This window comes from Vibrio sp. V04_P4A5T148 (genome assembly GCF_963875605.1).
Taxonomy (GTDB): Bacteria; Pseudomonadota; Gammaproteobacteria; order Enterobacterales; family Vibrionaceae; genus Vibrio; species Vibrio anguillarum.
The window spans coordinates 67561-90693 of the sequence record NZ_CAWNMS010000102.1; the positions used below are offsets into that span (position 1 = coordinate 67561).

Genomic DNA, 23133 nt, shown 5'->3' on the forward strand with positions numbered 1-23133 from the left:
AAAGAAGTCCCTTCGGAGAAAGCGATGAAACAACTAAACGCATTGAAACAAGTAGCGGCGATGGCGAACATTGCCGACAGCTACATAAGCGCGTGGGGCGACGAAGCGAAAGTGGAAGATGAAACCATTATCCGCTTATTGGCGTCTTTGGGCTATGACACAACCAATGATGAAACGCTGCTGAAATCAGCAGAAAAGAAACACAAGAAAGATGTATTAGATCCTGTTCTCGTTATTCGTGAAGGTGAAGCGGTGGAAGTGCCACTTTATCTAGGTGCCAGCGCACGTGAAAGCGAATTTAACTGGCGCTTAGAAACCGAACAAGGAGAGGTACTTGAAGGCTATCTTCAATCGCAAGTCGTTCGTGATGAACGCGCTGAGGGTGGCCCTTTAGTGTTTGCATTGCCAAGCGATTTGGCATGGGGATATCACAAACTATTGGTGACACGGAAACGCCGTAAAACACCGTATGAGCTCACGCTGATAGTGACGCCAAAAGCCTGTTACAAACAAGCACCTATTACTGAAGGTAAAAAATTGTGGGGCCCGAGTGTGCAGCTTTACACGCTGCGTACTCAGCACAACTGGGGTATTGGTGATTTTGGCGACTTAAAACAGTTAGTGGCGGATATTGCCTCTCGTGGCGGCGATTTTGTCGGTCTTAACCCGATTCATTCTCTCTTTCCTGCAAACCCTGAAGGAGCGAGTCCTTACAGCCCATCGTCACGCCGTTGGCTCAATATTTTATACATTGACGTGAGTTCAGTGCCTGAATTTGCTTTGAGTGCGGATGCGCAGCAAAAAGTAGGCAGTGCGGAGTTTCAGCAACGTCTTCAGAAAGTACGTGAAGCGCATTGGGTAAACTATACAGAAGTTGCAACATTAAAAATGAGTGTCTTGCCACTCCTGTTCACCGAATTTAAAAAACGCCATTTAGATAAAAATAGCGATCGCGCACAAGCCTTTTTGAATTTCGTTGAAGAAGGTGGTGAGAGCTTAGTGCACCAAGCGGCATTCGATGCGCTGCATGTCGATTTACATGCCCAAGATCCGAATGTATGGGGTTGGCCGGTTTTCCCTGAAAAATATCGTCGGTTTGAAAACAGCGCAGTACAGAAATTTATCGAAGACAATCAAGATAAAGTTCACCTATACATGTACTTGCAGTGGATTGCTGATGGCCAAATTAATGAAGCCCAAGCACTCGCGGAAGAAAAAGGCATGGCGGTCGGCTTATACCGCGACCTTGCGGTGGGTGTGGCTGATTCAGGCTCTGAAACTTGGGCTGATGCCGGTAACTTGATTTTAGACGCCAGCATTGGCGCACCGCCCGATATTCTTGGACCACTGGGTCAAAATTGGGGCTTACCACCGCTTAATCCACAAGTATTACAAGCAACCGCTTACGATGCTTATATCAAGCTACTGCGCGCCAATATGAAACATTGTGGTGCGCTACGCATTGACCATGTACTTGGTTTACTGCGCTTGTGGTGGGTACCAAAAGGTGAAAATGCCACTAAGGGTGCTTACATCTACTACCCAGTACAAGATATGCTCGCGATTTTAGCGTTGGAATCTCACCGCCATCAATGTAGCGTGATTGGCGAAGATTTGGGTACAGTACCTGATGAAATCGTCGATATTTTAGCCGACGCGGGTGTTCACTCTTATAAAGTGTTCTTCTTTGAAACCGCAGAAGATGGCGGCTTTATCTCACCGAAACATTACGCCGCTCAGTCGATGTCGGCACTGTGCACACATGATATGCCAACGTTGCGTGGTTTCTGGCATTGCGATGATCTCAAAATGGGGAGCGAAATTGGTTTGTACCCCGATCAAGCCCAGCTCGAAGCCTTGTTTGAGGACCGTTTGAAATGTAAACAAGGCATTTTGGATTCGGTGGCATGGCATGGTTATTTGCCTGAGGGTGTGGGGCGCGACGCAAGCCTTGTTCCAATGGATTCATATTTAAGTGAGGCGCTGCAACTGCACGTTGCATCTGGTGCATCGACCTTGTTAAGTATTCAGTTAGAAGATTGGTTGGAAATGGATAAACCCGTTAATATTCCGGGCACCGTTAATGAGTACCCTAACTGGCGTCGTAAACTTTCAATGAATTTGGATGAAGTATTTGCGCGTGATAATGTCAATCGCATTGCTGCACGTTTAACGGAAGTGCGAGCGAGTGTAAGTAAATAATCACTTACTGAATAAACCTTGATGTGGCTTAGTGTTATCTTTCTTAATCATGGCATGAAGAATTTTAGTCTAGGTCACTCAATGTAACAGCAGAGTTCGGTACACTGAACCTCGCTAGTATGCCCGCCATTTTAGCGGGCATTTTTATACGTTTAAAGAAAGTTAGGTTAGGAGTAGGGATATGAAAACAAAAAAGCTTTCAAAGCTAAAGCAGGCATATAGCCAACTTTCCCATGCATCATTTACAGATCCATTCTCATTTTTAGGCCCTTACCTTGCACCCGATCAAGGTGCGCTACGCGTTTGGATGCCGGGTGCCGAAAAAGTTGAGCTGGTGGTGGAAAATCAACCCCGCATTCTGCTTGAGCGTGAAGATGAGTCGGGTTTCATCCTAAAATCAAATATTGATTTACGTTTTACCCACTACCAATTGGCGGTCGATTGGGCAGGTGTCGAACAGCTCATCGATGACCCATATCAGTACCATGGTTTATACGCTGAATATGATGATTTACATACGCCGAAATCGATGTATCACCACATGGGTTCGCAGTTCGTGACCATGGAACGTGGTGGTAAACAAATCTCAGGTATCCGTTTTTTAGTCTACGCACCGCATGCAAAAGCGTGCAGTTTGATTGGCGCATTTAACCAATGGGATGGACGTCGTAATCCAATGCAGCGCCTTGATTACGGTATTTGGGGAATTTTCATGCCCAACTTACCCGAAGGTACGCAATACAAATTTGAATTGAAAGGGCCTCATGGTGAAGGGTTACCGCACAAAGCCGATCCTTGGGGTCACTATGCTGAGCAATACCCTTCATTTGCCTCGGTAACATACGATCATCGTCGCTATGAATGGCAAGACCGTTCGTGGCAAGCTCGCCCCATCACCGAAAAGCGCAAGCAAGCGCTCTCTTTCTATGAGTTGCACGTGGGCTCTTGGCGTCGTAATTCGGCGGGTGAATTTTTAAATTATCGTGAGCTGGCTGATCAACTGGTGCCTTATTTGGTGGATTTAGGCTATACCCATGTAGAGCTTATGCCCGTTTCTGAGCATCCATTCTATGGTTCTTGGGGCTATCAACCTGTTGGCTTATTTGCGCCAACGAGCCGTTTCGGTACGCCCGATGATTTTAAATATTTCGTTGATCAATGTCACCAAGCCGGTCTTGGCGTGGTGCTCGATTGGGTTCCCGCACATTTTCCTGCCGATAGTCATGGCTTAGCCAATTTTGATGGCACTCCTTTGTTCCATGACCCTGATCCGCGCCGTGGTTGGCATCAAGATTGGAGTTCGTATATTTACGACCTTGGCCGCGAACATGTGCGCCGTTTCTTAGTCTCGAATGCGTTATATTGGTTTGAACAGTTCCATATCGATGGCATTCGAGTAGACGCCGTTGCTTCTATGCTCTATCTCGATTACTCACGCAGCCATGATCAATGGATCCCAAATGTGGATGGCGGCAGAGAAAATTACGATGCGATTGCCACCTTAAAGTGGATGAACGAAGAAGTGTACAAACACTTCCCGAATGCTATGACCATTGCTGAAGAATCAACAGCTTTTCCCGGCGTTTCAGCGCCAACCTTTATGGGCGGCTTAGGCTTTGGTTTCAAATGGAATATGGGCTGGATGCATGACAGTTTGGCTTATATAAAAGAAGATCCCGTCCATCGTAAATACCATCACAACGTCATCACCTTCCCGTTAGTCTATGCACACAGTGAAAACTATGTGTTGTCGCTATCGCACGATGAAGTGGTGTACGGCAAGGGTTCGATCCACAACAAAATGCCCGGCGATGAGTGGCAACAAACGGCAAACTTGCGTGCTTATATGGGGTACATGTATGGCCAGCCGGGTAAAAAACTCAACTTCATGGGCACTGAATTTGGTCAAACGGCAGAATGGAATCATGATGACCAACTTCAGTGGTTCTTATTGCAGTTTGAACGCCATCAAGGAGTGCAGAATTTAACGCGAGATCTCAATAAGATGTATCAAGCCGAGCCTGCACTTTTTGAGTTAGACAGTGAGCCTCGTGGCTTTGAGTGGCGCTTACAAGATGCGGCCGATGCGAGCATTCTTGCGCATGAACGCATGAGTGACTGCGGTGAACGTATTTTAATTATCACCAATTTTACCCCTGTTCCTCACCAAGCTTTTCGTTTAGGTATGCCTGTCAAAGGTGAGTATCAATTACTGCTTAATACAGATGATAGACACTATGGCGGTAGCGGTTTTGAAGTCAAAAACCGTGTACTGACTGAAAACGTTGAGAGTGAGGGTTTAGACCAATCTATTTTGGTCTGTGTACCGCCACTGGCAACTCTCTACTATAAGCTAGAGACAAGGGTATAGTTGTCAACCCCATTGCAATTTAATGAGTTGAATGGTTTCTTGTGAAGTCTCAACATCAAAATCCCGATTTACAGTGTGAATCGGGATTTTTACATCTGGCTGTCTCAGAATGAGGGTAAGTTTTTACCCATCGAAGCAATATCTTGCTCATACTGGGCAGGTTTTTGCTCAATCAAAAATACATACAATATAAGTGTTTGATTTTAAATAGTAATAGAGTTGGCACTGACTTTGCTCTATGACGAGTGAACTTGTTTCATACCATTCATCATTAAAGTAAGGAATTTGCAATGCCAACTCCATGTTATATCTCTATCGAAGGCGAAACTCAGGGCCTGATCACTGCTGGTGCTCTGTCTACTGATTCAATCGGTGATGCGTTCGTTGAAGGTCATGAAGACCAAATGTTGGTTCAACAATTTGACCACGTTGTAACTGTACCGACTGATCCACAATCAGGTCAGCCTTCTGGTCAACGTGTTCACAAACCATTTAAATTCACCGTAGCGCTAAACAAAGCGGTTCCTCTTCTTTATAACGCACTGGCGTCTGGCGAGAAGATGAAATCGGTTGAGCTAAAATGGTACCGCACTTCTATCGAAGGTAAGCAAGAGAACTTCTTCACTACTACACTCGAAAGCGCGTCTATCGTGGACATTCACTGTGAAATGCCACACTGCCAAGATCCAGCGAACGGCGACTTCACACAAAACGTTACGGTTTCTATGTCTTACCGTAAAATCCTGTGGGATCACGTGAATGCGGGTACTTCAGGCTCTGACGACTGGCGCAAGCCTGTTGAAGCGTAATCACGCTTAGTTTTTGGGTCGCTCACTCGTGTTTCATGTCCTTGGGGTGAGTGGCCCACACCAAAACCTTAAGCTCAGTACGTAGCCTAGTTATGTATTGAGCTTAAGGTTTTTCGACATTCAAATGTGGAAGGTAAAAAGATGGCAAGGTTAAGTTTTAGGCTCACCGTGGAGGGTTTGGCAGACGACACGTTAGTGGTGCGTGAATACCAAGGCGTGGAATCGCTGTCTGATAGCGCGCAAGCGGGCCTGCGTTGCTACGGTTTTCGCTATGAGATAAAACTGGCCAGTCGTCAATCTGGCTTAACGGCGCTGGAGCTGGTGGACAAAACCGCTCAGCTTGAGATGTTGCGTGATGGCCTTGTCGTGCAGCGCGTGCACGGCATTGTGCGCCAGTTCAGTAAAGGCGATATTGGCCATCATCACACCTTTTACTCACTGACCTTAGTCCCGGCATTAGAGCGGCTATCACTGCGCCAAAACAGCCGCATCTTCCAGCTCAAAACCGTTCCCGAAATCCTCTCCATCGTACTGCAAGAAATGGGCATTAACGACTACGCCTTCTCGCTGAAGCGTGAGTGTGCTCAGCGTGAATTTTGCGTGCAGTACCGTGAGACGGATATCGACTTCTTGCACCGCTTAGCCGCCGAAGAGGGCTTGGTGTATCACTTCATTCATGAAGAGGGGAAACACACCCTCTTTTTCAGTGACGACAGCCAAAGCCTGATAAAGCGAGAAACGCCTATCCCTTACAACGTCCTTGCGGGTGGCGTGATGGAGAGCCCTTATGTGTCGCAATTAACGCAACACAGCCAAACCGAAGTGAGCCACAGCGCGCTGCAAGATTACAGCTTTAAAAAACCGAGCTACTCGTTTGCTCAGCAAGCGCAAGGGCACGAAATGGATTACCAGCAAGCGACCTACGAGCACTTTGATGCACCGGGTCGCTTTAAAGACGACATCAGCGGCAAAGCCTTTAATCAAATTCGCTTAGAGTACTTACGACGAGAAGCACGTACCGCGACCGGAAAAAGTAACCATCCAGGCCTGCAAGCGGGCACAAAGTTTGATTTACAAGAGCACCTTGACGACAGCGCGAACCGCGATTGGGTTGTAGTGCAAGTGCATCATCAAGGGCGTCAGCCACAAGCATTGGAAGAAGAGGGCGGCAGTGGCGCGACCACGTACAGCAACCAATTCACGCTTATTCCTGCCGATGTCACGTGGCGTGCGGCACCGCAAGCCAAACCTCAAGTGGATGGCCCTTGCATGGCGTTAGTCGTGGGCCCTGATGGCGAAGAAATCTTCTGTGACGAACATGGCCGCGTCAAACTGCATTTCCCGTGGGACAGATATTCCAACGGCGATGAGCACAGCTCGTGCTGGGTGCGCGTGTCACAAGGTTGGGCCGGCAGCCAATACGGCATGATAGCCATTCCGCGCATTGGTCATGAAGTCATCGTCTCATTTCTCAACGGCGACCCAGACCAACCGATAGTGACAGGCCGTACCTACCATGCGACCAACAAAGCGCCGTACACACTGCCGGATAATAAAACCAAAACCGTGCTGCGCAGTGAAACGCACCAAGGAGAAGGGTTTAACGAGCTGAGCTTTGAAGACCAAGCAGCGCAAGAGAAAATCTACCTACACGCGCAAAAAGACTTAGACGCCTTGGTGCTCAATGACGCCACGGCGCACATCAAGCACGACCAGCACCTCACGGTGGATAACGACCAGTTTACGCACGTTAAACATAACCACCACCTCACAGTGGAGGGCGAAAGCCGCGATAACATAACCAAAGATAGCAGTGTAGAGATTAGCGGGTCATTACAGCATAAAGTGGCCAAACTGACCGCGATACAAACAGGGCGCGAAATCAGCCTTAAAGCGGGAGCTAAAATCGTTGTAGAAGCTGGGGCTGAAGTGACTTTAAAAGCGGGTGGCAGCTTTGTCAAAGTGGATGCCGGTGGCGTGCACATCGTTGGTCCTGCGATTAACCTTAATGCTGGCGGAAGTGCGGGTAGCGGTAGCGCTTATGGTGGGCAATCCGCCATGTTGGCAACCCCACTACTTGATATGAAAGCTCCAGCCGAATTGCAAGCGAGTGCAATTAACGCGACCATGCAAAGCGGCCAAGCGAATGTGATCACTCATTTTGAGGCTGCCGCAGTACAATCCGCTGCGCAGAAATCATCTGCATCACCACAAAAGCAGTCAGAAGCGAAGGTGGCAGAAAAGAGCGCTCAGGAAGAGAGCCCAAAAGAGGATGCACAAAACGAAGATAAAGCATCACTGCTACAATCGGATGTGTTGAAAGCTTCAGAAGAGCTGGAAAAGTTAGCGAAGAAACAAGTCAGCGCTTTCAGAAAAGGCAACAATGGCGAAGAAGTGAGCTTGATTCAGCAAGCGTTAATCAAAATGAAATTTGATTTGCAAGCCGATGGTGATTTCGGTAATAAAACCAAAACGGCCATTGAGCAGTTCCAAAAAAGTTATCAACCCAGTCATCAAACGCATCCGTCATACAGCATTGGTCCCATTGATGGTATTGTTGGCCAAGGCACACTGCTTGCACTGGATGAAGCGTTGATGGATGGGTGGGTTTATGAAAATGATGTCCATGAAATGTGGACGCTAGGTAAAACTTCAGAGAAATATGAGTCGGCAGGAAGAGGTCCAGGGGTCATATCAACAGGAAATGGAGATTATGGTGGTGCTTCATATGGCTGTTATCAAATGTCATCAAACCTTGGTGTGGTACAACAGTATATTCGATCATCAAAATTTAAAGATTTTTTTATTGGATTGAATCCAGCGACGAAAGAATTTAATACTGCTTGGTTGGATATAGCTTCTAAATACCCCCAAGAATTTAGAGAAGAACAACATCAATTTATTAAGCAAACACATTACGATATACAAATAGAAAAGCTTAAAGGAAAAGGACTATTGTTTGAGCATAATCGAGCTGCTGTGCACGATTTGATATGGTCCACTTCCGTGCAGTTTGGCGGGCGAACTAATTTAATTATTAATGCGTTGAATGGAAAAAATGTGGAAAGTGTTACAGATAGGGAGTTTATTATTCTTGTACAAGACTATAAGACTCTTAATACAGAGAGGCTCTTTAGATCTTCACCATCATGGTGGGATGATTTAAAAAAACGGGCAGAGTCAGAGAAGAAAACTTTACTTGAACTGGAAACTAAAGGTTTAGAGGTTGATATAAAATGAATAGGTTGCTTTCTGAAATTTTTACTGCTCTATTGATATTATTCAGTATTAGTAGTGGCGCCATTGCTAGCGATAATTGCTATGATACATCTACTGTGCATCAAGAAATGATAGGATGCATCCAAAATGAGATAGCAAGGTCAGAGGCTCAGATTAAAAAAGTTATTTCTTTTAAGTCTATAGATTATGGCTTTCCAGATGATTTTTACAATAAGCAAAGGTTAGTTATCCATGAAAGGTGTATGCTTTATGCGAATATTGGTGGTCAACGCGGTGAATTGCTGATGATTCAATGTGAACAGTCTAATTTAGAAAACCTTGATGAATATATTAAACAATATATAGAGGATGTTGATAACGGCTAGAGCTAACAGTTAACAAATTAATTATATATTGATAGGTTATTGTAAATAATCTTATAAAAGTGATTTTTGATAGTTAATTAATATCAAAAATAGTATGAAAAAATCCACCAATTAATTTGATGGCCGTAAACCCCATAGCAACCTAGCTCTGGGGACTCCCTTCTCACAGCACACAATATTTAGCGTAAGAACCAGCCTCATTCGCTGTCCAATCACCTTTTGGCTTGTCTTTCATATCTTCACACCACGCGTCGCTGCCAATTTGTGATTGGAAGACACAGTGCTTTGCATAATCCACCGCCTGCCCGGCGTTCCATTCGCCTTTTGGTTTCTCTTTCATATCTTGACACCATGCTTCGCTGCCCACTTCTGAGCAGGCGGCGAGTGAGAATGCAGTAAACAATACCAAGGCTATTTTTTTCATGTTTGAGTTCCAAATGGATGCGATTTTTGTTCGGAGTGACTATACCGAAAATCACGGTCTCAGTGCTAATCCTATGCTAAAAATGGGCATCTAATGACAAATCACTCAGTGATGGTCCTCACTCTTTTTTACTCCTCAGCTCACTAATCAACGATCAAAATCACATTACCTATTTTCGCATCGTGCAAATTATTTTTGCTACGCTAGGATTCATCGAAACGTTTCGATGAGATTTTCTTGAACGATTCAAGAGTGATAGAAAGGTGTCAAAAAGCGAAACATAAAGCCTAACGTGAAGGTATAACAATGAAAAAAAGTATCCTATTAAACTCGGAACTCTCTTACTTGGTGGCTACTTTAGGGCATACCGACGAAATCACAATTTGTGATGCAGGTTTGCCCATTCCTGATGAAGTGCAGCGTATTGATTTAGCATTAACTCACGGTATTCCCGGTTTTATTGACACGGTCCGCGTGATTCTTTCTGAATCTCAAATTGAAGGTGTGATCATTGCTGAAGAGTTTGCACAAGTAAGCCCTGAGCATCACAAAGCGCTGCTTGCTGAGCTGAAAGCGGAAGAGGAGTTGTGCGAGAAAGCGATTGCTGTCACTTACCTCTCTCATCACGATTTTAAAGAGCGCACTATGCGCAGCCGAGCCGTAGTAAGAACTGGCGAATGCACGCCGTATGCGAATGTTATTTTTCAAGCAGGCGTCGTGTTTTAAGCCGCGATTGAGGATCCACTATGACTCAAGCAATTTTAGCGCTCAGTGAGATTGAAAAAGCGTTCCCCGGCGTGAAAGCGCTCGATAAAGCTAGCCTCAATGTTTACCCCGGCCGCGTGATGGCGTTGATGGGCGAAAACGGCGCGGGTAAATCAACCTTAATGAAAGTGTTGACGGGTATCTATTCATTGGATGCGGGTTCTATCACTTACCAAGGAAAACCTGCCGCCTTTAAAGGCCCACGAGATTCACAACAAGCGGGCATCAGCATTATTCACCAAGAGTTGAATTTGATTCCGGAATTAACCATTGCTGAAAACATTTTTCTGGGTAGAGAGATAACCGGTGCGATGGGGCGAATTTTATGGAATGAAATGTACCAAGCAGCCGACAAACTACTGGCTCGCTTAAATGTTAAACACAGCTCCAAGACCTTGTTGGGTGACTTAAGCCTTGGTGAGCAACAGATGGTTGAGATTGCAAAAGCGCTCTCATTTGAGTCGAAAGTGATCATCATGGATGAGCCGACGGATGCGCTGACGGATACCGAAACTGAATCGTTATTTAATGTGATTAACGAGCTGCGTGAACAAGGTTGCGGCATTGTTTATATCTCACATCGGTTGAAAGAAATTTTTGAAATTTGTGACGATATTACCGTGTTACGTGATGGCAAATTCATTGGCCAGTGCAAAGTGTCTGACACCAATGAAGATGGCCTGATTGAGATGATGGTCGGCCGGAAATTAGAAGAACAGTATCCGCGTATTGAGGTAAAGCACGGCGACACTTGCCTTGAAGTGATAGGCCTCACGGGCTCAGGTGTGCATGACATTAATTTTACGCTCAAACGAGGTGAAATCCTCGGTGTCTCGGGTTTGATGGGCGCAGGGCGCACTGAATTAATGAAAGTGATTTACGGCGCGCTGCCCAGTGAGCGAGGCGTGATTAACCTTGAGAACAAAACCATCAACCCAGTCAGCCCACAAGATGGCCTTGCAAACGGTATCGCGTATATTTCAGAAGATCGCAAAGGGGACGGTTTGGTTCTTGGCCTGTCGGTGAAAGAGAACATGTCACTGTGTGCGTTGAATAAATTTAGCAAAGGTGTACAGATTCAACACAGTGATGAAGTCATCGCAGTGGAAGATTTCATTCGCCTATTCAACATCAAAACGCCATCTCGTGATCAAATCATTGGTAATTTGTCCGGTGGCAATCAGCAAAAAGTAGCGATTGCGAAAGGGTTGATGACACGTCCCAAAGTTTTGATTTTGGATGAACCCACACGCGGGGTTGACGTCGGAGCCAAAAAAGAGATTTACCAATTGATTAACCAATTTAAAGCCGAAGGGATGAGTATTATTTTGGTCTCGTCAGAGATGCCAGAAGTGCTAGGGATGAGTGACCGAATTTTGGTGATGCATGAAGGTCGAATCAGCGGCGAATTCAGTGCCAAACAAGCCAACCAAGAGATTCTACTCGCCTGTGCGGTAGGCAAAAAGATCAATGAGGAAGCAGCATGAGCAGTAATAGCATGAGTAATTCAACCCAAACTAACCGCAGAAAATGGATCAGTAAAGAGTGGCTCATTGAGCAAAAATCACTGATTGCTTTGCTTTTTTTAGTGGTCGTTGTCTCTTTTTTAAACCCCAATTTCTTCACGGTTGACAACATACTGAACATTTTGCGCCAAACCTCAGTCAACGCCATTATCGCTGTGGGGATGACCTTGGTTATTCTAACGGCAGGTATCGATTTGAGTGTTGGCTCGGTACTGGCGTTGTGCGGCGCTTTTGCTGCAACCATGATTGGTCTTGAGATTCCGGTCATTATCGCAGTCCCTACAGCGTTACTTGCTGGCGCGGCACTGGGGGCGATTAGCGGCATCATTATCGCCAAAGGTAAAGTGCAAGCGTTTATTGCCACCTTAGTCACTATGACCTTACTGCGTGGTGTGACCATGGTTTATACCGATGGGCGTCCAATTTCGACAGGTTTTACCGATACTGCAGACGCTTTTGCTTGGTTTGGTACAGGTTACGCATTGGGTATTCCCGTTCCGGTGTGGATGATGGTGGTGGTCTTTGCTGCGGTTTGGTACTTACTCAACCATACACGTTTTGGCCGCTATGTTTACGCGCTAGGTGGCAATGAGTCTGCGACTCGATTGTCAGGTATTAATGTGGATCGCGTGAAAATTGGTGTGTACGCCATCTGTGGTCTATTGGCTGCGCTGGCTGGCATCATCGTCACGTCTCGCCTCTCTTCTGCGCAACCGACTGCTGGTATGGGTTATGAGCTGGATGCCATCGCTGCCGTCGTACTTGGTGGTACCAGCTTGATGGGTGGTAAAGGACGCATTATGGGCACGTTAATTGGGGCGCTGATCATCGGCTTTCTTAATAACGCGCTGAACCTGCTTGATGTCTCTTCTTACTACCAAATGATTGCGAAAGCCGTGGTTATTTTGCTCGCGGTACTCGTGGATAACAAAAATAAGTAACACGATAGAAAACCTCCGTTTTAAAGCGAGCCATATTAGCTTTAAAACGGCCCCTACAAAAAGGACTATAAAGATGAAAAAACTTGCAACTTTAATCTCTGCTGCTCTACTTTCCACCACTGTCTCTGTGGCTGCGCATGCGCAAGACACCATGGCGATTGTACTATCCACTCTGAACAACCCATTTTTTGTCACCATGAAAGATGGCGCAGAAGCGAAAGCGAAAGAGTTAGGCTACAACCTGATCGTCTTGGATTCACAAAATGATCCAAGCAAAGAGCTATCAAACGTAGAAGACTTAACCGTTCGTGGCGTTAAAGCGATTTTGATCAACCCAACCGATTCTGATGCCGTCTCTAACGCCATTCGTATGGCCAACCGCGCTAAAGTGCCAGTGTTAACACTGGATCGCGGTGCAAGCCGTGGTGATGTTGTGAGCCACATCGCTTCTGATAACGTAGTCGGTGGTGAAATGGCGGGTCACTTTATCGTCGAAAAAATCGGTGCAAAAGCCAAAGTCATTCAACTGGAAGGGATTGCGGGCACATCGGCCGCTCGTGAGCGTGGCGAAGGTTTCATGAACGCGGTGAAAGGCAGTGAAATGGAACTGCTTGCTAGCCAGCCTGCTGATTTTGACCGCACTAAAGGTTTGAATGTAATGGAAAACCTGCTAGCGGCAAACCCAGATGTTCAAGCCGTATTTGCCCAAAATGATGAAATGGCATTGGGTGCACTTCGCGCCGTTCAAGCATCAGGCAAAGAGGTGATGATCATCGGTTTTGATGGTACCGACGATGGTATCGCGGCGGTAGAACGCGGCCAACTTGCTGCGACGGTTGCTCAGCAACCAGACATGATCGGTGCACTTGGCATTGAAACGGCCGATAAAATGCTAAAAGGCGAACAAGTGGATGAGTACATTCCGGTTCCTCTAAAAATCATCAGCAAATAATATTTGCTGTAGGTAGCTCTTTACTGGCTCGTAGAGAGCTACCTCTTCTCTATAACCCCTCAGCCATTAATAACCAGTAATCAGGCTCGATAGGTTTGTTTTTTCAGGTGAAGCCACAAAAGCCAAACCTCTCCAGCTCTATTTCAAACATGTTCACTCATGAACAAAGGACAAATTATGAATCAGTTAGTGGTATTAGGTAGTGTTAACGCTGACCATGTTTTGCAAGTGCCTTCATTTCCTCGCCCGGGCGAGACGCTGCATGGTCGTCATTATCAAGTTATTCCCGGTGGTAAAGGGGCCAACCAAGCTGTAGCGGCCGCGCGATTAAAAGCGGACATCGGTTTTATTGCCTGCGTGGGTGACGATGCATTCGGTATCAATATTCGTGAGAATTTTAAGCTCGATGGTATCAACATTGCGGGAGTTAAAATGCAGCCCAATTGTCCGACGGGCATTGCGATGATCCAAGTCTCGGACAGCGGAGAAAACAGCATCTGTATTTCGGCAGAGGCGAATGACAAGCTGACGGCTGATGCCATTGAACCGGATTTAGCCGCCATTGGTGCGGCCAAATATTTATTGATGCAATTAGAGACGCCAATCGATGGCATTATTAAAGCTGCGCAAATCGCCAAACAAAATCGTACCAATGTGATTTTAAACCCAGCGCCTGCCCGAGATCTGCCTGATACTCTGCTAGAATGTGTCGATGTGATCACACCAAACGAAACGGAAGCGCAGCGCTTAACGGGGATTACGGTTGATGATGATCACACGGCGCAATTAGCGGCCAATGAACTGCATAAAAAAGGGATTGAAATCGTCTTGATCACCTTAGGTGCAAAAGGCGTTTGGCTAAGCCAAAATGGGCGTGGTCAACTGATTGCTGGTTTTAAAGTCGATGTGACAGACACCACCGCGGCAGGTGATACGTTTAACGGTGCTTTGGTCACGGGTTTGTTGGAAGATATGCCTTTAGAATCAGCCATTAAATTTGCACATGCTGCGGCAGCCATTTCTGTTACCCGTTTTGGCGCGCAAACCTCAATACCCACCCGAGTAGAAGTGGACGCGTTTCTCGCTCAGCATCAATAGAATAGGAAAAACAGACATGGCGACAATGAAAGATATTGCAAGATTAGCCGGTGTATCCACGTCTACCGTCAGCCATGTCATTAATAAATCTCGCTATGTGAGCGATGAAATTGCTGAGCGTGTCAATAAAGCCGCGCAAGATCTGAACTATGCCCCGTCAGCATTGGCTCGCAGTCTCAAAATGAACCGAACGCGCACCATTGGTATGTTAGTGACCACTTCGACTAACCCCTTTTTTGGCGAAGTGGTCAAAGGAGTAGAGCGCAGTTGCTACCACAAAGGTTATAACCTTATTTTGTGTAATACCGAAGGGGATAGCCAGCGGATGCAAGCCTCTATCAACACGCTGCTGCAAAAGCGCGTTGATGGCTTACTTTTGATGTGCTCCACCTTAGAAGGTGAGCGGATTGACGTTTTTGAACGCTACCCAGATATCCCTGTCGTGGTGATGGATTGGGGCCCAATGCTCTTTCCTAGCGATAAAATACAAGATAACTCTTTGTGTGGTGGTTATATTGCGGCGAACTATTTGATTGAGTGCGGTCATAAAGAAATCGGTTGCATTACCGGGCCATTGATTCGACATCAAGCTCAAATGCGTTATGAAGGCTATAAGCGCGCTGTCTTGGAAGCAGGTTTGGACATTCACCCGAATTGGATTATGGAATCCGATTTTGAATGTGAAGGTGGCTACGAAGCGTTCAATAAAATGTTAGCCAAAGGACCATTACCGAGTGCGATTTTTGTCTCTAATGACATGATGGCAATGGGTGTGATTAATGCAGCTAATGAAAAAGGGATCCGCATTCCTGAAGATCTTTCGCTGATGGGGTATGACGATATTCACATCGCCCGTTTTATGTCGCCAGCTCTAACCACTATTCATCAACCCAAATATCGTTTAGGTAAAGCGGCAGTTGACACCTTACTTGCCCGTTTAGAAAACGAAGCGCTCGAACCGCAAATTGTCCAATTAGAGCCGACTTTAGTGGTGCGTAAAAGCATCAAAATGATGAACAAGTAGATGGAAAAATCCCTCTCTTTACTAAAGAGAGGGATGAGGCACTAATTACTGAGTCATCTTTTTCCAGAAATCAGCCCATTGCTGCGGTCGATTATAGAAATGGCTAACAGATACGGTTCGCCATTGCCCCTCTGCTTCATACACAATCGAGGGAAAACCAGAAAGCTGATATTGCGCCATTAAGCTTTGCGTCTGCTCTAACTGCTCTGGTAACTGAGCTTTGGCTTGCTCCATCGCTTGTTCCCATTGATTTGGCTCTAGGTCAAGCGATTGGGCTAACAGTGCCAATGTGTCAGTATCGGCCACAGGCAAGCCTTGCTGGTAATGCGCTTGTTGAATGCTTTTGAGCATAACACTTGGCGATACACCGAGTAACTGCGCTGCAATAATGGCTTGAGCAGTAACGTATGAGTCCAATATCACGGTTTCGCCACTTTTGATTTTGGCGATGTAACCTTCCCCAAATACGGCTCCTGTTTGCTGAGCAATGCGCTGATCAGCTTGCAGTACATGTTGGCGAAAACCATCTGAAAGAGGCGATCGCTCGATCATTCCACCCGGATGAAGGTGCAGTTTTACTCCGCTCATTTCATTCAGCTGCTGAATCAGAGAGGTTGCTCCGTAACACCAGCCACACATTGGGTCGAAAATATAGTGGACGTTTACCATTTCATCTCACCCATATGAACTTTGGCACCAATTTCTAAAGCCATTGGTAGGCCAGCATTAGGGTAAAGGTTTTGCATGGTTTGAATTAACTGAGCGCTGTCTTTGCTGTTTGCTTTGGCTTTAGCAAAATCCATAAGATATTGCTGTGCAAATTCAATTGAAGAAGCATCAAGCGCTGTTCCAGAAGTCATATGCCCCGGGATCACTACGTTTGGTTTGAGTGCTTTCATTTGATCAAGTTGTTGCGCCCAAGCTTGGCGGCTCGCATCACTTTGTGCATCAGCCATCCATAAATGAACATTTCCGTATACCGCGACGTTACCTAAAATCGCTTTATTGGCTGGTATCCATAAATAAGGACGATGCGCTAATTCTCCATCCGCATCGCGAATTTCAATAGTTTGCCCATCAATGGTTAAGGTTTTGCCATTATAAGCCGTTGGTAGTATTGGTTTTACAGGGGCATTTGCACCCATTTTGGGAGCCCAAAATGCCAGTTTACCTTCGAGTTTTTCTGCAATCGTTGCACGTACGCCAGGAGTCGTCAGCACTTTCGCTTGTGGAAACATGTCATGCAGTACTTCAGCGCCAAAGTAGTAATCAGGGTCAGCTTGGCTAATAAAAATCGTGGTTAAGTTTTTGCCAGAGTCTAGTACTTTTGCTGCAATACGGAGTGCGTCGGCTTTAGTAAAGCCAGTGTCAACCACCATCGCTTCTGTTTCGCCATAAACCAAAGTGGAGTTGACATGGAAGCTATTGCCATCTGCATTGTAGACGTCAAGTGTCAAAGGTTGTTGTGCTGCAAACGCGGTGCTGCTGATGAGTGTGGTTGCTGTAAGTAGAGTCAGTGTTTTCATGATTATTTATCCAAAGAGTATGTTATCGGTTCGGGAGCTATCATACGAATTAGACTTGTTCGGATATATAGCTAATAATTGACATCATTGTTTCTTAATTAGAACTAATCATGGACAAACTCACAGCAGCTCAGGTCTTTTTAGATATAGCGATTACCCAAAGTTTTACGGCGACAGCGGAACGGCTGGATATTTCTCGTCCTATGGTGACTCGGCATGTTGAAACCATGGAAACTTGGTTACAAGCTCGGTTATTAAACCGAACCACACGAAAAGTATCGCTCACATCAGCAGGAGTTCAATGCCTAGACGCGATAAAATTATGGGTCGAGCAAGCGCAGCAATTAGAACATCAGTTGATGGATCAACAGTCGTTATCTGGAAAAATCCGGATTGCGACCAGCATGTCGTTTGGCTTTTCTCAACTGATCCCGGCCGTTAAACCTTTTTTGAATACGCATCCAAATATCGAAATTGATATTGATGTACAGGATAAAACCGCTGATTTGATTGCAGAGCGAATTGATTTAGCGATCCGTATTGCAGCCGATCCCGATCCTTCTTTAATCGGGCGCCCTATCGCCCAATGTAATTCTGTATTGGTTGCCTCTCCTGAGTATCTAATGCGCTGTGAGCCAATACTCACACCAAGCGATCTCTCACAGCATCGTTGTCTTGGATACAAAAACTTTGAGCGACATATTTGGCATTTAAAACAAGATGATAAGCATCAATCGGTGGAGGTGCCATGCCAGCTAACTGCGAATGAAGCCACCACTTTGTTACATGCGGCTATCCATGGGATGGGCGTTGCTTTACAGCCGACTTATCTAGCCAAGGGTGCGTTAGAAAGGGGGGACTTACAGCAGGTGTTAGCGCATTGGCAACCGAAGAAAATGGACATTTACGCTTTATATCCTTCTCGGCGTCATTTATCACCCGCTGTCAGAGCTTTGATTGATCACTTAAAGGAGTATTTCATGAATCATGATTGGCAAACGATATGCCTATAGATGAGCTAGAGAGGAGTGATAAGCAGAGCGTGTTGCCACACTCTGCTTATGGATTATGCTACTGCGCCTTGTTTCTGCGCTTGTTGCACTAATGCCTGACGTTGAGCTTCCATAGCAGATTGAACTTCATTTTCCCTATGAGTGTCTTCTTCCACAGCCTGTGGGACAAGTACATAGAACTTATTGATGGTCATCTTTGGATCTCATGTAGTTTTGGAAACAAAAAAATAGAGGATGTTAACCTAGTTAACATCCTCCATGACGGTCAAATTATAGGCGTAGATGAAGGGGCTTAGCTAGTCCTTTTTTCATCGTAAGCCGAATTTTTTATACGTCGTAAGTGGTAGACGCCGTATTTCCGCCTGTACCAGTCCAGTTTGTGTGGAAGAATTCACCACGTGGACGGTCAGTACGCTCATAAGTGTGAGCACCAAAGTAATCACGTTGGGCTTGCAGTAAATTAGCCGGTAGGCGAGCGGTGGTGTAGCCATCTAAGAAAGTGAGCGCGGAGGTCATACATGGCATTGGAATGCCGACTTCCATTGATTTGGCCGCTACTTTACGCCAAGCCGCTAGGCAGTTATCCAAAATGCCCTTGAAGTAGGCATCTGAACCTAAGAAGGCGATTTCTGGGTTAGCTTCGAACGCATCACGAATGTTGCTCAGGAATGCGGAGCGGATGATACAACCACCACGCCACATCAATGCCACGTTACCGTAGTTAAGATTCCAACCATTCTCGTTAGACGCTTGGCGCATTAGCATAAAGCCTTGTGCGTAAGAGATGATCTTAGACGCAAGTAGCGCTTGACGAAGTGCGTCAACCCACTCTTGTTTATCACCTTCGATCTGCATATTGCTCTTACCAAACAGCGCTTCGGCAGCAACGCGCTGATCTTTCAATGCTGAGAGGCAACGAGAGAAAACTGACTCAGTGATGAGCGTCAGCGGAATACCCATATCGAGTGCGTTAATGCCCGTCCATTTCCCTGTGCCTTTTTGGCCAGCAGTATCGAGGATTTTCTCAACCAGAGCTTCACCATCTTCGTCTTTGTAGCCTAAGATATCAGCGGTGATTTCCACTAGGTAGCTATCGAGCTCGGTCTTATTCCAATCAGCAAACACTTTTTGCATTTCATCATGGTTTAAACCCAAGCCGTCTTTCATAAACTGATAAGCTTCGGTAATTAGCTGCATGTCGCCATATTCGATACCGTTGTGTACCATTTTAACGAAGTGGCCCGCGCCGTCGTTACCCACCCAATCACAGCAAGGTTCACCAGCTTCGGTTTTTGCTGAGATACCTTGGAAAATTGGCTTCACGGCTTCCCAAGCTTCAGGTGCGCCACCTGGCATAATAGATGGGCCAAAACGTGCCCCTTCTTCGCCGCCAGAAACGCCTGTACCGATAAAGTGAATACCTTTTTCACGCAGTGCTGCAACACGGCGGTTGGTGTCTGGGAAGTTCGTGTTACCACCATCGATAATGATGTCGCCTTTATCGAGTAGCGGAACCAGTTGGTCGATGAAATCATCCACGACTTGGCCCGCACGCACCATCAGCATCACTTTGCGAGGTGTCGCCAGTTTGTCGACTAACTCTTGCAGTGAATAAGCACCAACAATATTGGTGTCTTTCGCTGGACCTGCTAGGAACTCATCGACTTTTGCCGCGGTACGGTTGTGAGCTACCACTTTAAAACCGTGGTCGTTCATATTTAGGATAAGGTTTTGGCCCATCACTGCTAGGCCGATTACACCGATATCACCTTTCATTTATTTCTCTCCTTCACGCAATCTTTGTTGCGGCATCTGAATCTAAAAACCACTCTGTTTCGCCAGTTGTTGATTTAACTTTGGCAGCCGGATAAGGAAGATCCTCTGCTTTCGTGGTGTGAATTTCGTGTACGATCTCGGCTTTACCTGCGCCAAGAACGAGATAACTAATGCGTTTTGCAGCTTCCAACACTTTCGCTGTTTTAGAGACACGAAGTTGGCCTGATTCCGGATGCGTTGCCACTAAAGATAAATTCTCATCCTCGTAGTCGGTCACATTAGGGAACAGGGATGCCGTATGGCCATCTGCGCCAACACCGAGCAAAATCCAGTCAAAAACAGGAGTACCGTTGACGGATGGAATGACGTTTGCCATTTCATCGGCAAAGCGCTTAGCTTCGGTTTGTGGATCATCTTCGCCGCGAATACGGTGAATATTTTGAGGTGGAATGTTCACTTGGCTAAACAGCAGTGTATTGGCTTCACCAAAGTTGCTTTCGGCATCGTCAGGAGCAACACAGCGTTCATCACCCCACCAAAAATGCAGGTTTTGCCATGCAATCGCCTGTGCATAAGGTTCACTGGCCAATAATTTGAACAGCATTTTGGGTGTGCTGCCACCGGAAAGGGAGATATGAACCGGCTGACCTTGCTCGCTATAGCGTTGCATTTCATTGGCGAGCGTTTCAACCACCTGTTCTGGGGTTTGAAAAATTTTATGATTGATCATAATTCGCAGTAATCCGTATCGGTCAAGTTTTTACACGGGAAGCGCCATGCGCGGCCATCATTGTGTAGCAGTAAATCAGACTCTTTCGGCCCCCACGTACCACAGGCATAGCCAAACAGCGATTGCGGGTCTTGTTTGAAATCCAAAATAGGCTGCACGAATTTCCAACACGCTTCTACGGCATCGGTACGCGCAAACAAAGTTGCATCACCGTTGAGCGCATCCAAAAGGAGCCGTTCATAAGCGGTCAACATTTTGGTTTCTTCCAGTGATGTGTAATGGAAGTTCATAGAGACTTCTTTGGCTTTAAAGCCCGCACCTGGCTCCTTCAAACCAAAGCTCATTTGAATGCCTTCATCGGGCTGAATGCGGATGATGAGCTTGTTTTCAGGGGCATTTTGCCCAAAAACAGGGTGTGGCGTACGCTTAAAGTGAATGACCACTTCGGTGACGCGCGTTGGTAAACGTTTACCTGAACGCACATAAAATGGCACACCATTCCAGCGCCAGTTATTAATAAACATTTTCAAACCGACATAAGTTTCAGTGCGCGAATCTGCTGCCACACCATGTTCATCACGGTAACTGGGTAAAAACTGGCCACGAACTTCCGATTCCGTATATTGCCCCAGTACGAGGTTGTGGCGTAGGTCATCATCAGAAAGCGGTTGCAGGCTTTGCAGCACTTTATTGACTTCGTTACGAATTGAATCGGCATTAATGGCGGCTGGTGGTTCCATGCTAACCATAGCTAACACTTGCAGTAAATGGTTTTGGAACATATCACGCACCGCACCAGAACCGTCGTAATAGCCACCGCGTTCTTCGACGCCCAAAAATTCTGCGCCTGTAATTTCGACATAGTCAATGAAATTGCGGTTCCACAAAGGTTCGAACATCCCGTTAGCAAAACGGAAAACCAACAGGTTTTGTACCGTCTCTTTGCCTAAATAATGGTCGATACGGTAGATCTGGTGTTCTTGGAAATGGCGATGAATTTCGATATCAAGGCTTTGAGCCGATGCGAGGTCATAACCAAACGGTTTTTCGATGATCAAACGCTTCCAACCTTGCGCTTCGCTATTTAATCCATGCGCTGCGAGATTGGCCGGGATGACGCCATAAAGGCTCGGCGGCGTCGCGAGATAGAACAGAGTGTTGCGTTGCGTGAATTGGTATTGCTCAGCCAAAGAGTCAAGACGCGTGGCGAGCTGCGCGTATTCTGCAACATCTGAAGTATTGATCGCTTGATAATGCAAGTGCTCGCAAAAGGCGTCGAGAATATCTGGGACGGTCTTTTCCATTTCCTGAAGAGAGCGCTTTAATTTTTCACGGTATGACTCATCGCTGTATTGGGTTCGGCTGACACCCAGAATAGCAAAGGATTTCGGCAGTTGATCACTGGCGAACAAGTGATACAGAGCAGGTATAAGCTTGCGATAGGTTAAGTCGCCTGAAGCACCAAAAATCACAATACTGCTGTTTTCAGGTATTACCATCATCTTTCCCTTAAAAACGAGGTATTTAGCATGCGCCAACGGTAGCAGCGTCATGCAAAAATAGAAAATAGGCTCTAACTATAATGTCGATAGTTAAAACCAATGCGCTCCTCCAAAAGTGCAGAACGCAGTCTAGGGATCGCCCCTAGACTCGGGTGCGTATTGTCTACGACAATTTGACATACATCAACTATTGATAACGCAATCGATTAAATTCTCATGCCATCTCGATACATTTTCAGGGTGAGAGGTTAGATTCTAGGTTCCGCCTAAGTCTAATCCCCTGACCACAGCACGTTACTTATAGCGGCTGTGAATGATGCTAGGTGGCCAGTCTTATCCGGAATGGTAACTCTATGGTGATTATTCAGTTGAACAATGACAGTTTGACGACGGAACTTGAGCCTGTACTTGGTTATAACGTTTGAGTTGGTTGAAATAGTGGTGCGCTTTTTGTACGTGTTCGAACTCCAACATCCAAGTCGCGCTGCGCTGCGCTGAACAAAAAGCACCCATATGTTTGAGCAAGTCATCGCTTTGTTTGGTGAGTACGTTGGCAAGGCGGTTAACCAAGGCATTGGGCTCAATCGCAGTAAACTGCAGCAGAGCATAAGATTGATTTAAGACATCAAAGGCTTGTTTATGCTGGCCCAAGTGGTTGAAAATTTCAGATTGAGAAACAGCAGCATCACATAGCCCAGAGATCAAGCACACCAACTGGCAAGGTTTTGTATGTTCGCAGTTTAGTGCTGATTGAATATGGCTTGGCATATGATGCAGTACATCTTCAAACAAACAGTGTGCTTGTGGCCAATGCCCCTGCGCTAATAGTTGTTCAGCCTTGAGATAGCTTGTCCAGCACTGTTGTAAGT

General features: G+C 46.1%; 20 protein-coding genes. 12 read left to right on the plus strand and 8 right to left on the minus strand.

Annotated features, from left to right (window positions below; genetic code table 11):
* Positions 1 to 24: 24 nt before the first annotated feature.
* The 5 genes from malQ (at position 25) to AACT18_RS17425 (ending at position 8987) form a co-directional block, all read left to right on the plus strand.
* Positions 25 to 2202 (plus strand): 4-alpha-glucanotransferase, encoded by a 2178-nt coding sequence (malQ, locus tag AACT18_RS17405; RefSeq protein WP_026027198.1) that lies wholly within the window; start codon positions 25 to 27, stop codon positions 2200 to 2202.
* Positions 2203 to 2383: 181 nt separating this feature from the next.
* A complete protein-coding gene (glgB, locus tag AACT18_RS17410) occupies positions 2384 to 4573 on the plus strand; it encodes a 1,4-alpha-glucan branching protein GlgB (protein WP_094125830.1) in 2190 nt (729 codons plus the stop codon).
* 290 nt (positions 4574 to 4863) lie between these two features.
* On the plus strand, positions 4864 to 5382 hold the full coding sequence (locus AACT18_RS17415; protein WP_013868180.1) for an Hcp family type VI secretion system effector: 519 nt from the start codon (positions 4864 to 4866) through the stop codon (positions 5380 to 5382).
* Between the two features lie 141 nt (positions 5383 to 5523).
* Positions 5524 to 8622 carry a type VI secretion system tip protein TssI/VgrG gene (gene tssI / locus AACT18_RS17420; RefSeq protein WP_094144307.1) on the plus strand — a complete coding sequence of 1033 codons (3099 nt, stop codon included), beginning with the start codon at positions 5524 to 5526 and terminating at the stop codon, positions 8620 to 8622.
* The gene (locus tag AACT18_RS17425; RefSeq protein WP_094145921.1) at positions 8619 to 8987 is read left to right on the plus strand and encodes a hypothetical protein; all 369 of its coding nucleotides are present in this window, start codon (positions 8619 to 8621) and stop codon (positions 8985 to 8987) included. Before tssI ends, AACT18_RS17425 begins: the two co-directional genes overlap by 4 nt.
* Before the next feature lie 163 nt (positions 8988 to 9150).
* Here AACT18_RS17425 and AACT18_RS17430 read toward each other — a convergent pair whose 3' ends face one another.
* Positions 9151 to 9411, minus strand: a complete 261-nt coding sequence (locus AACT18_RS17430) for a DUF3012 domain-containing protein (RefSeq protein ID WP_013868177.1) — start codon at positions 9409 to 9411, stop codon at positions 9151 to 9153.
* Positions 9412 to 9717: 306 nt separating this feature from the next.
* Between AACT18_RS17430 and rbsD the strand changes: the two genes are divergently transcribed.
* The 6 genes from rbsD to AACT18_RS17460 all read left to right on the plus strand — a co-directional run bounded on the left by rbsD (position 9718) and on the right by AACT18_RS17460 (position 15717).
* Complete coding sequence (gene rbsD, locus AACT18_RS17435; RefSeq protein WP_094125059.1) at positions 9718 to 10137, plus strand: D-ribose pyranase; 420 nt, start codon at positions 9718 to 9720, stop codon at positions 10135 to 10137.
* Positions 10138 to 10157: 20 nt separating this feature from the next.
* Positions 10158 to 11663, plus strand: coding sequence for a ribose ABC transporter ATP-binding protein RbsA (rbsA, locus tag AACT18_RS17440; RefSeq protein ID WP_013868175.1), 1506 nt, complete (start codon positions 10158 to 10160; stop codon positions 11661 to 11663).
* An 11-nt stretch (positions 11664 to 11674) separates the two neighbouring features.
* Entirely contained in the window at positions 11675 to 12643 is a 969-nt protein-coding gene (rbsC, locus tag AACT18_RS17445) for a ribose ABC transporter permease (RefSeq protein ID WP_010320544.1), read from the plus strand.
* 73 nt (positions 12644 to 12716) lie between these two features.
* Entirely contained in the window at positions 12717 to 13595 is an 879-nt protein-coding gene (rbsB, locus tag AACT18_RS17450; RefSeq protein ID WP_010320543.1) for a ribose ABC transporter substrate-binding protein RbsB, read from the plus strand.
* 177 nt (positions 13596 to 13772) lie between these two features.
* Positions 13773 to 14693 (plus strand): ribokinase, encoded by a 921-nt coding sequence (rbsK, locus tag AACT18_RS17455; RefSeq protein ID WP_026027770.1) that lies wholly within the window; start codon positions 13773 to 13775, stop codon positions 14691 to 14693.
* A 16-nt stretch (positions 14694 to 14709) separates the two neighbouring features.
* Positions 14710 to 15717, plus strand: coding sequence for a substrate-binding domain-containing protein (locus AACT18_RS17460; protein ID WP_094125058.1), 1008 nt, complete (start codon positions 14710 to 14712; stop codon positions 15715 to 15717).
* A gap of 45 nt (positions 15718 to 15762) precedes the next feature.
* Here AACT18_RS17460 and AACT18_RS17465 read toward each other — a convergent pair whose 3' ends face one another.
* Both AACT18_RS17465 and AACT18_RS17470 read right to left on the minus strand, forming a co-directional pair.
* Positions 15763 to 16386 carry a DsbA family protein gene (locus AACT18_RS17465; protein WP_094125057.1) on the minus strand — a complete coding sequence of 208 codons (624 nt, stop codon included), beginning with the start codon at positions 16384 to 16386 and terminating at the stop codon, positions 15763 to 15765.
* Entirely contained in the window at positions 16380 to 17243 is an 864-nt protein-coding gene (locus AACT18_RS17470; RefSeq protein ID WP_094125056.1) for an MBL fold metallo-hydrolase, read from the minus strand. Before AACT18_RS17470 ends, AACT18_RS17465 begins: the two co-directional genes overlap by 7 nt.
* 110 nt (positions 17244 to 17353) lie before the next feature.
* Between AACT18_RS17470 and AACT18_RS17475 the strand changes: the two genes are divergently transcribed.
* A complete protein-coding gene (locus AACT18_RS17475) occupies positions 17354 to 18256 on the plus strand; it encodes a LysR family transcriptional regulator (RefSeq protein ID WP_094143011.1) in 903 nt (300 codons plus the stop codon).
* Positions 18257 to 18309: 53 nt separating this feature from the next.
* Here AACT18_RS17475 and AACT18_RS17480 read toward each other — a convergent pair whose 3' ends face one another.
* The 5 genes from AACT18_RS17480 to AACT18_RS17500 form a co-directional block, all read right to left on the minus strand.
* The gene (locus AACT18_RS17480; RefSeq protein ID WP_017050239.1) at positions 18310 to 18450 is read right to left on the minus strand and encodes a hypothetical protein; all 141 of its coding nucleotides are present in this window, start codon (positions 18448 to 18450) and stop codon (positions 18310 to 18312) included.
* A 133-nt stretch (positions 18451 to 18583) separates the two neighbouring features.
* Positions 18584 to 20032 (minus strand): decarboxylating NADP(+)-dependent phosphogluconate dehydrogenase, encoded by a 1449-nt coding sequence (gnd, locus tag AACT18_RS17485; RefSeq protein WP_017044907.1) that lies wholly within the window; start codon positions 20030 to 20032, stop codon positions 18584 to 18586.
* Positions 20033 to 20045: 13 nt separating this feature from the next.
* The gene (gene pgl / locus AACT18_RS17490) at positions 20046 to 20762 is read right to left on the minus strand and encodes a 6-phosphogluconolactonase (RefSeq protein WP_094124710.1); all 717 of its coding nucleotides are present in this window, start codon (positions 20760 to 20762) and stop codon (positions 20046 to 20048) included.
* Positions 20759 to 22261: a glucose-6-phosphate dehydrogenase gene (gene zwf / locus AACT18_RS17495; RefSeq protein ID WP_026027771.1), complete on the minus strand. Its 1503-nt coding sequence runs from the start codon at positions 22259 to 22261 to the stop codon at positions 20759 to 20761. The genes pgl and zwf overlap by 4 nt, the downstream gene beginning before the upstream one ends.
* Positions 22262 to 22624: 363 nt before the next feature.
* Positions 22625 to 23133 (minus strand): hypothetical protein (locus AACT18_RS17500; protein WP_094146612.1); only part of this gene is annotated, 509 nt, incomplete at its 5' end.

Coding starts and splice junctions, on each gene's coding strand:
- rbsB (WP_010320543.1), top strand. CDS start 12,717: ATGAAAAAACTTGCAACTTTAATCTCTGCTGCTCTACTTTCCACCACT.
- tssI (WP_094144307.1), top strand. CDS start 5,524: ATGGCAAGGTTAAGTTTTAGGCTCACCGTGGAGGGTTTGGCAGACGAC.
- gnd (WP_017044907.1), bottom strand. CDS start 20,032: ATGAAAGGTGATATCGGTGTAATCGGCCTAGCAGTGATGGGCCAAAAC.
- malQ (WP_026027198.1), top strand. CDS start 25: ATGAAACAACTAAACGCATTGAAACAAGTAGCGGCGATGGCGAACATT.
- AACT18_RS17470 (WP_094125056.1), bottom strand. CDS start 17,243: ATGAAAACACTGACTCTACTTACAGCAACCACACTCATCAGCAGCACC.
- AACT18_RS17465 (WP_094125057.1), bottom strand. CDS start 16,386: ATGGTAAACGTCCACTATATTTTCGACCCAATGTGTGGCTGGTGTTAC.
- zwf (WP_026027771.1), bottom strand. CDS start 22,261: ATGGTAATACCTGAAAACAGCAGTATTGTGATTTTTGGTGCTTCAGGC.
- AACT18_RS17460 (WP_094125058.1), top strand. CDS start 14,710: ATGGCGACAATGAAAGATATTGCAAGATTAGCCGGTGTATCCACGTCT.
- rbsD (WP_094125059.1), top strand. CDS start 9,718: ATGAAAAAAAGTATCCTATTAAACTCGGAACTCTCTTACTTGGTGGCT.
- pgl (WP_094124710.1), bottom strand. CDS start 20,762: ATGATCAATCATAAAATTTTTCAAACCCCAGAACAGGTGGTTGAAACG.
- rbsC (WP_010320544.1), top strand. CDS start 11,675: ATGAGTAATTCAACCCAAACTAACCGCAGAAAATGGATCAGTAAAGAG.
- AACT18_RS17430 (WP_013868177.1), bottom strand. CDS start 9,411: ATGAAAAAAATAGCCTTGGTATTGTTTACTGCATTCTCACTCGCCGCC.
- rbsK (WP_026027770.1), top strand. CDS start 13,773: ATGAATCAGTTAGTGGTATTAGGTAGTGTTAACGCTGACCATGTTTTG.
- AACT18_RS17425 (WP_094145921.1), top strand. CDS start 8,619: ATGAATAGGTTGCTTTCTGAAATTTTTACTGCTCTATTGATATTATTC.
- rbsA (WP_013868175.1), top strand. CDS start 10,158: ATGACTCAAGCAATTTTAGCGCTCAGTGAGATTGAAAAAGCGTTCCCC.
- AACT18_RS17480 (WP_017050239.1), bottom strand. CDS start 18,450: ATGACCATCAATAAGTTCTATGTACTTGTCCCACAGGCTGTGGAAGAA.
- glgB (WP_094125830.1), top strand. CDS start 2,384: ATGAAAACAAAAAAGCTTTCAAAGCTAAAGCAGGCATATAGCCAACTT.
- AACT18_RS17475 (WP_094143011.1), top strand. CDS start 17,354: ATGGACAAACTCACAGCAGCTCAGGTCTTTTTAGATATAGCGATTACC.
- AACT18_RS17415 (WP_013868180.1), top strand. CDS start 4,864: ATGCCAACTCCATGTTATATCTCTATCGAAGGCGAAACTCAGGGCCTG.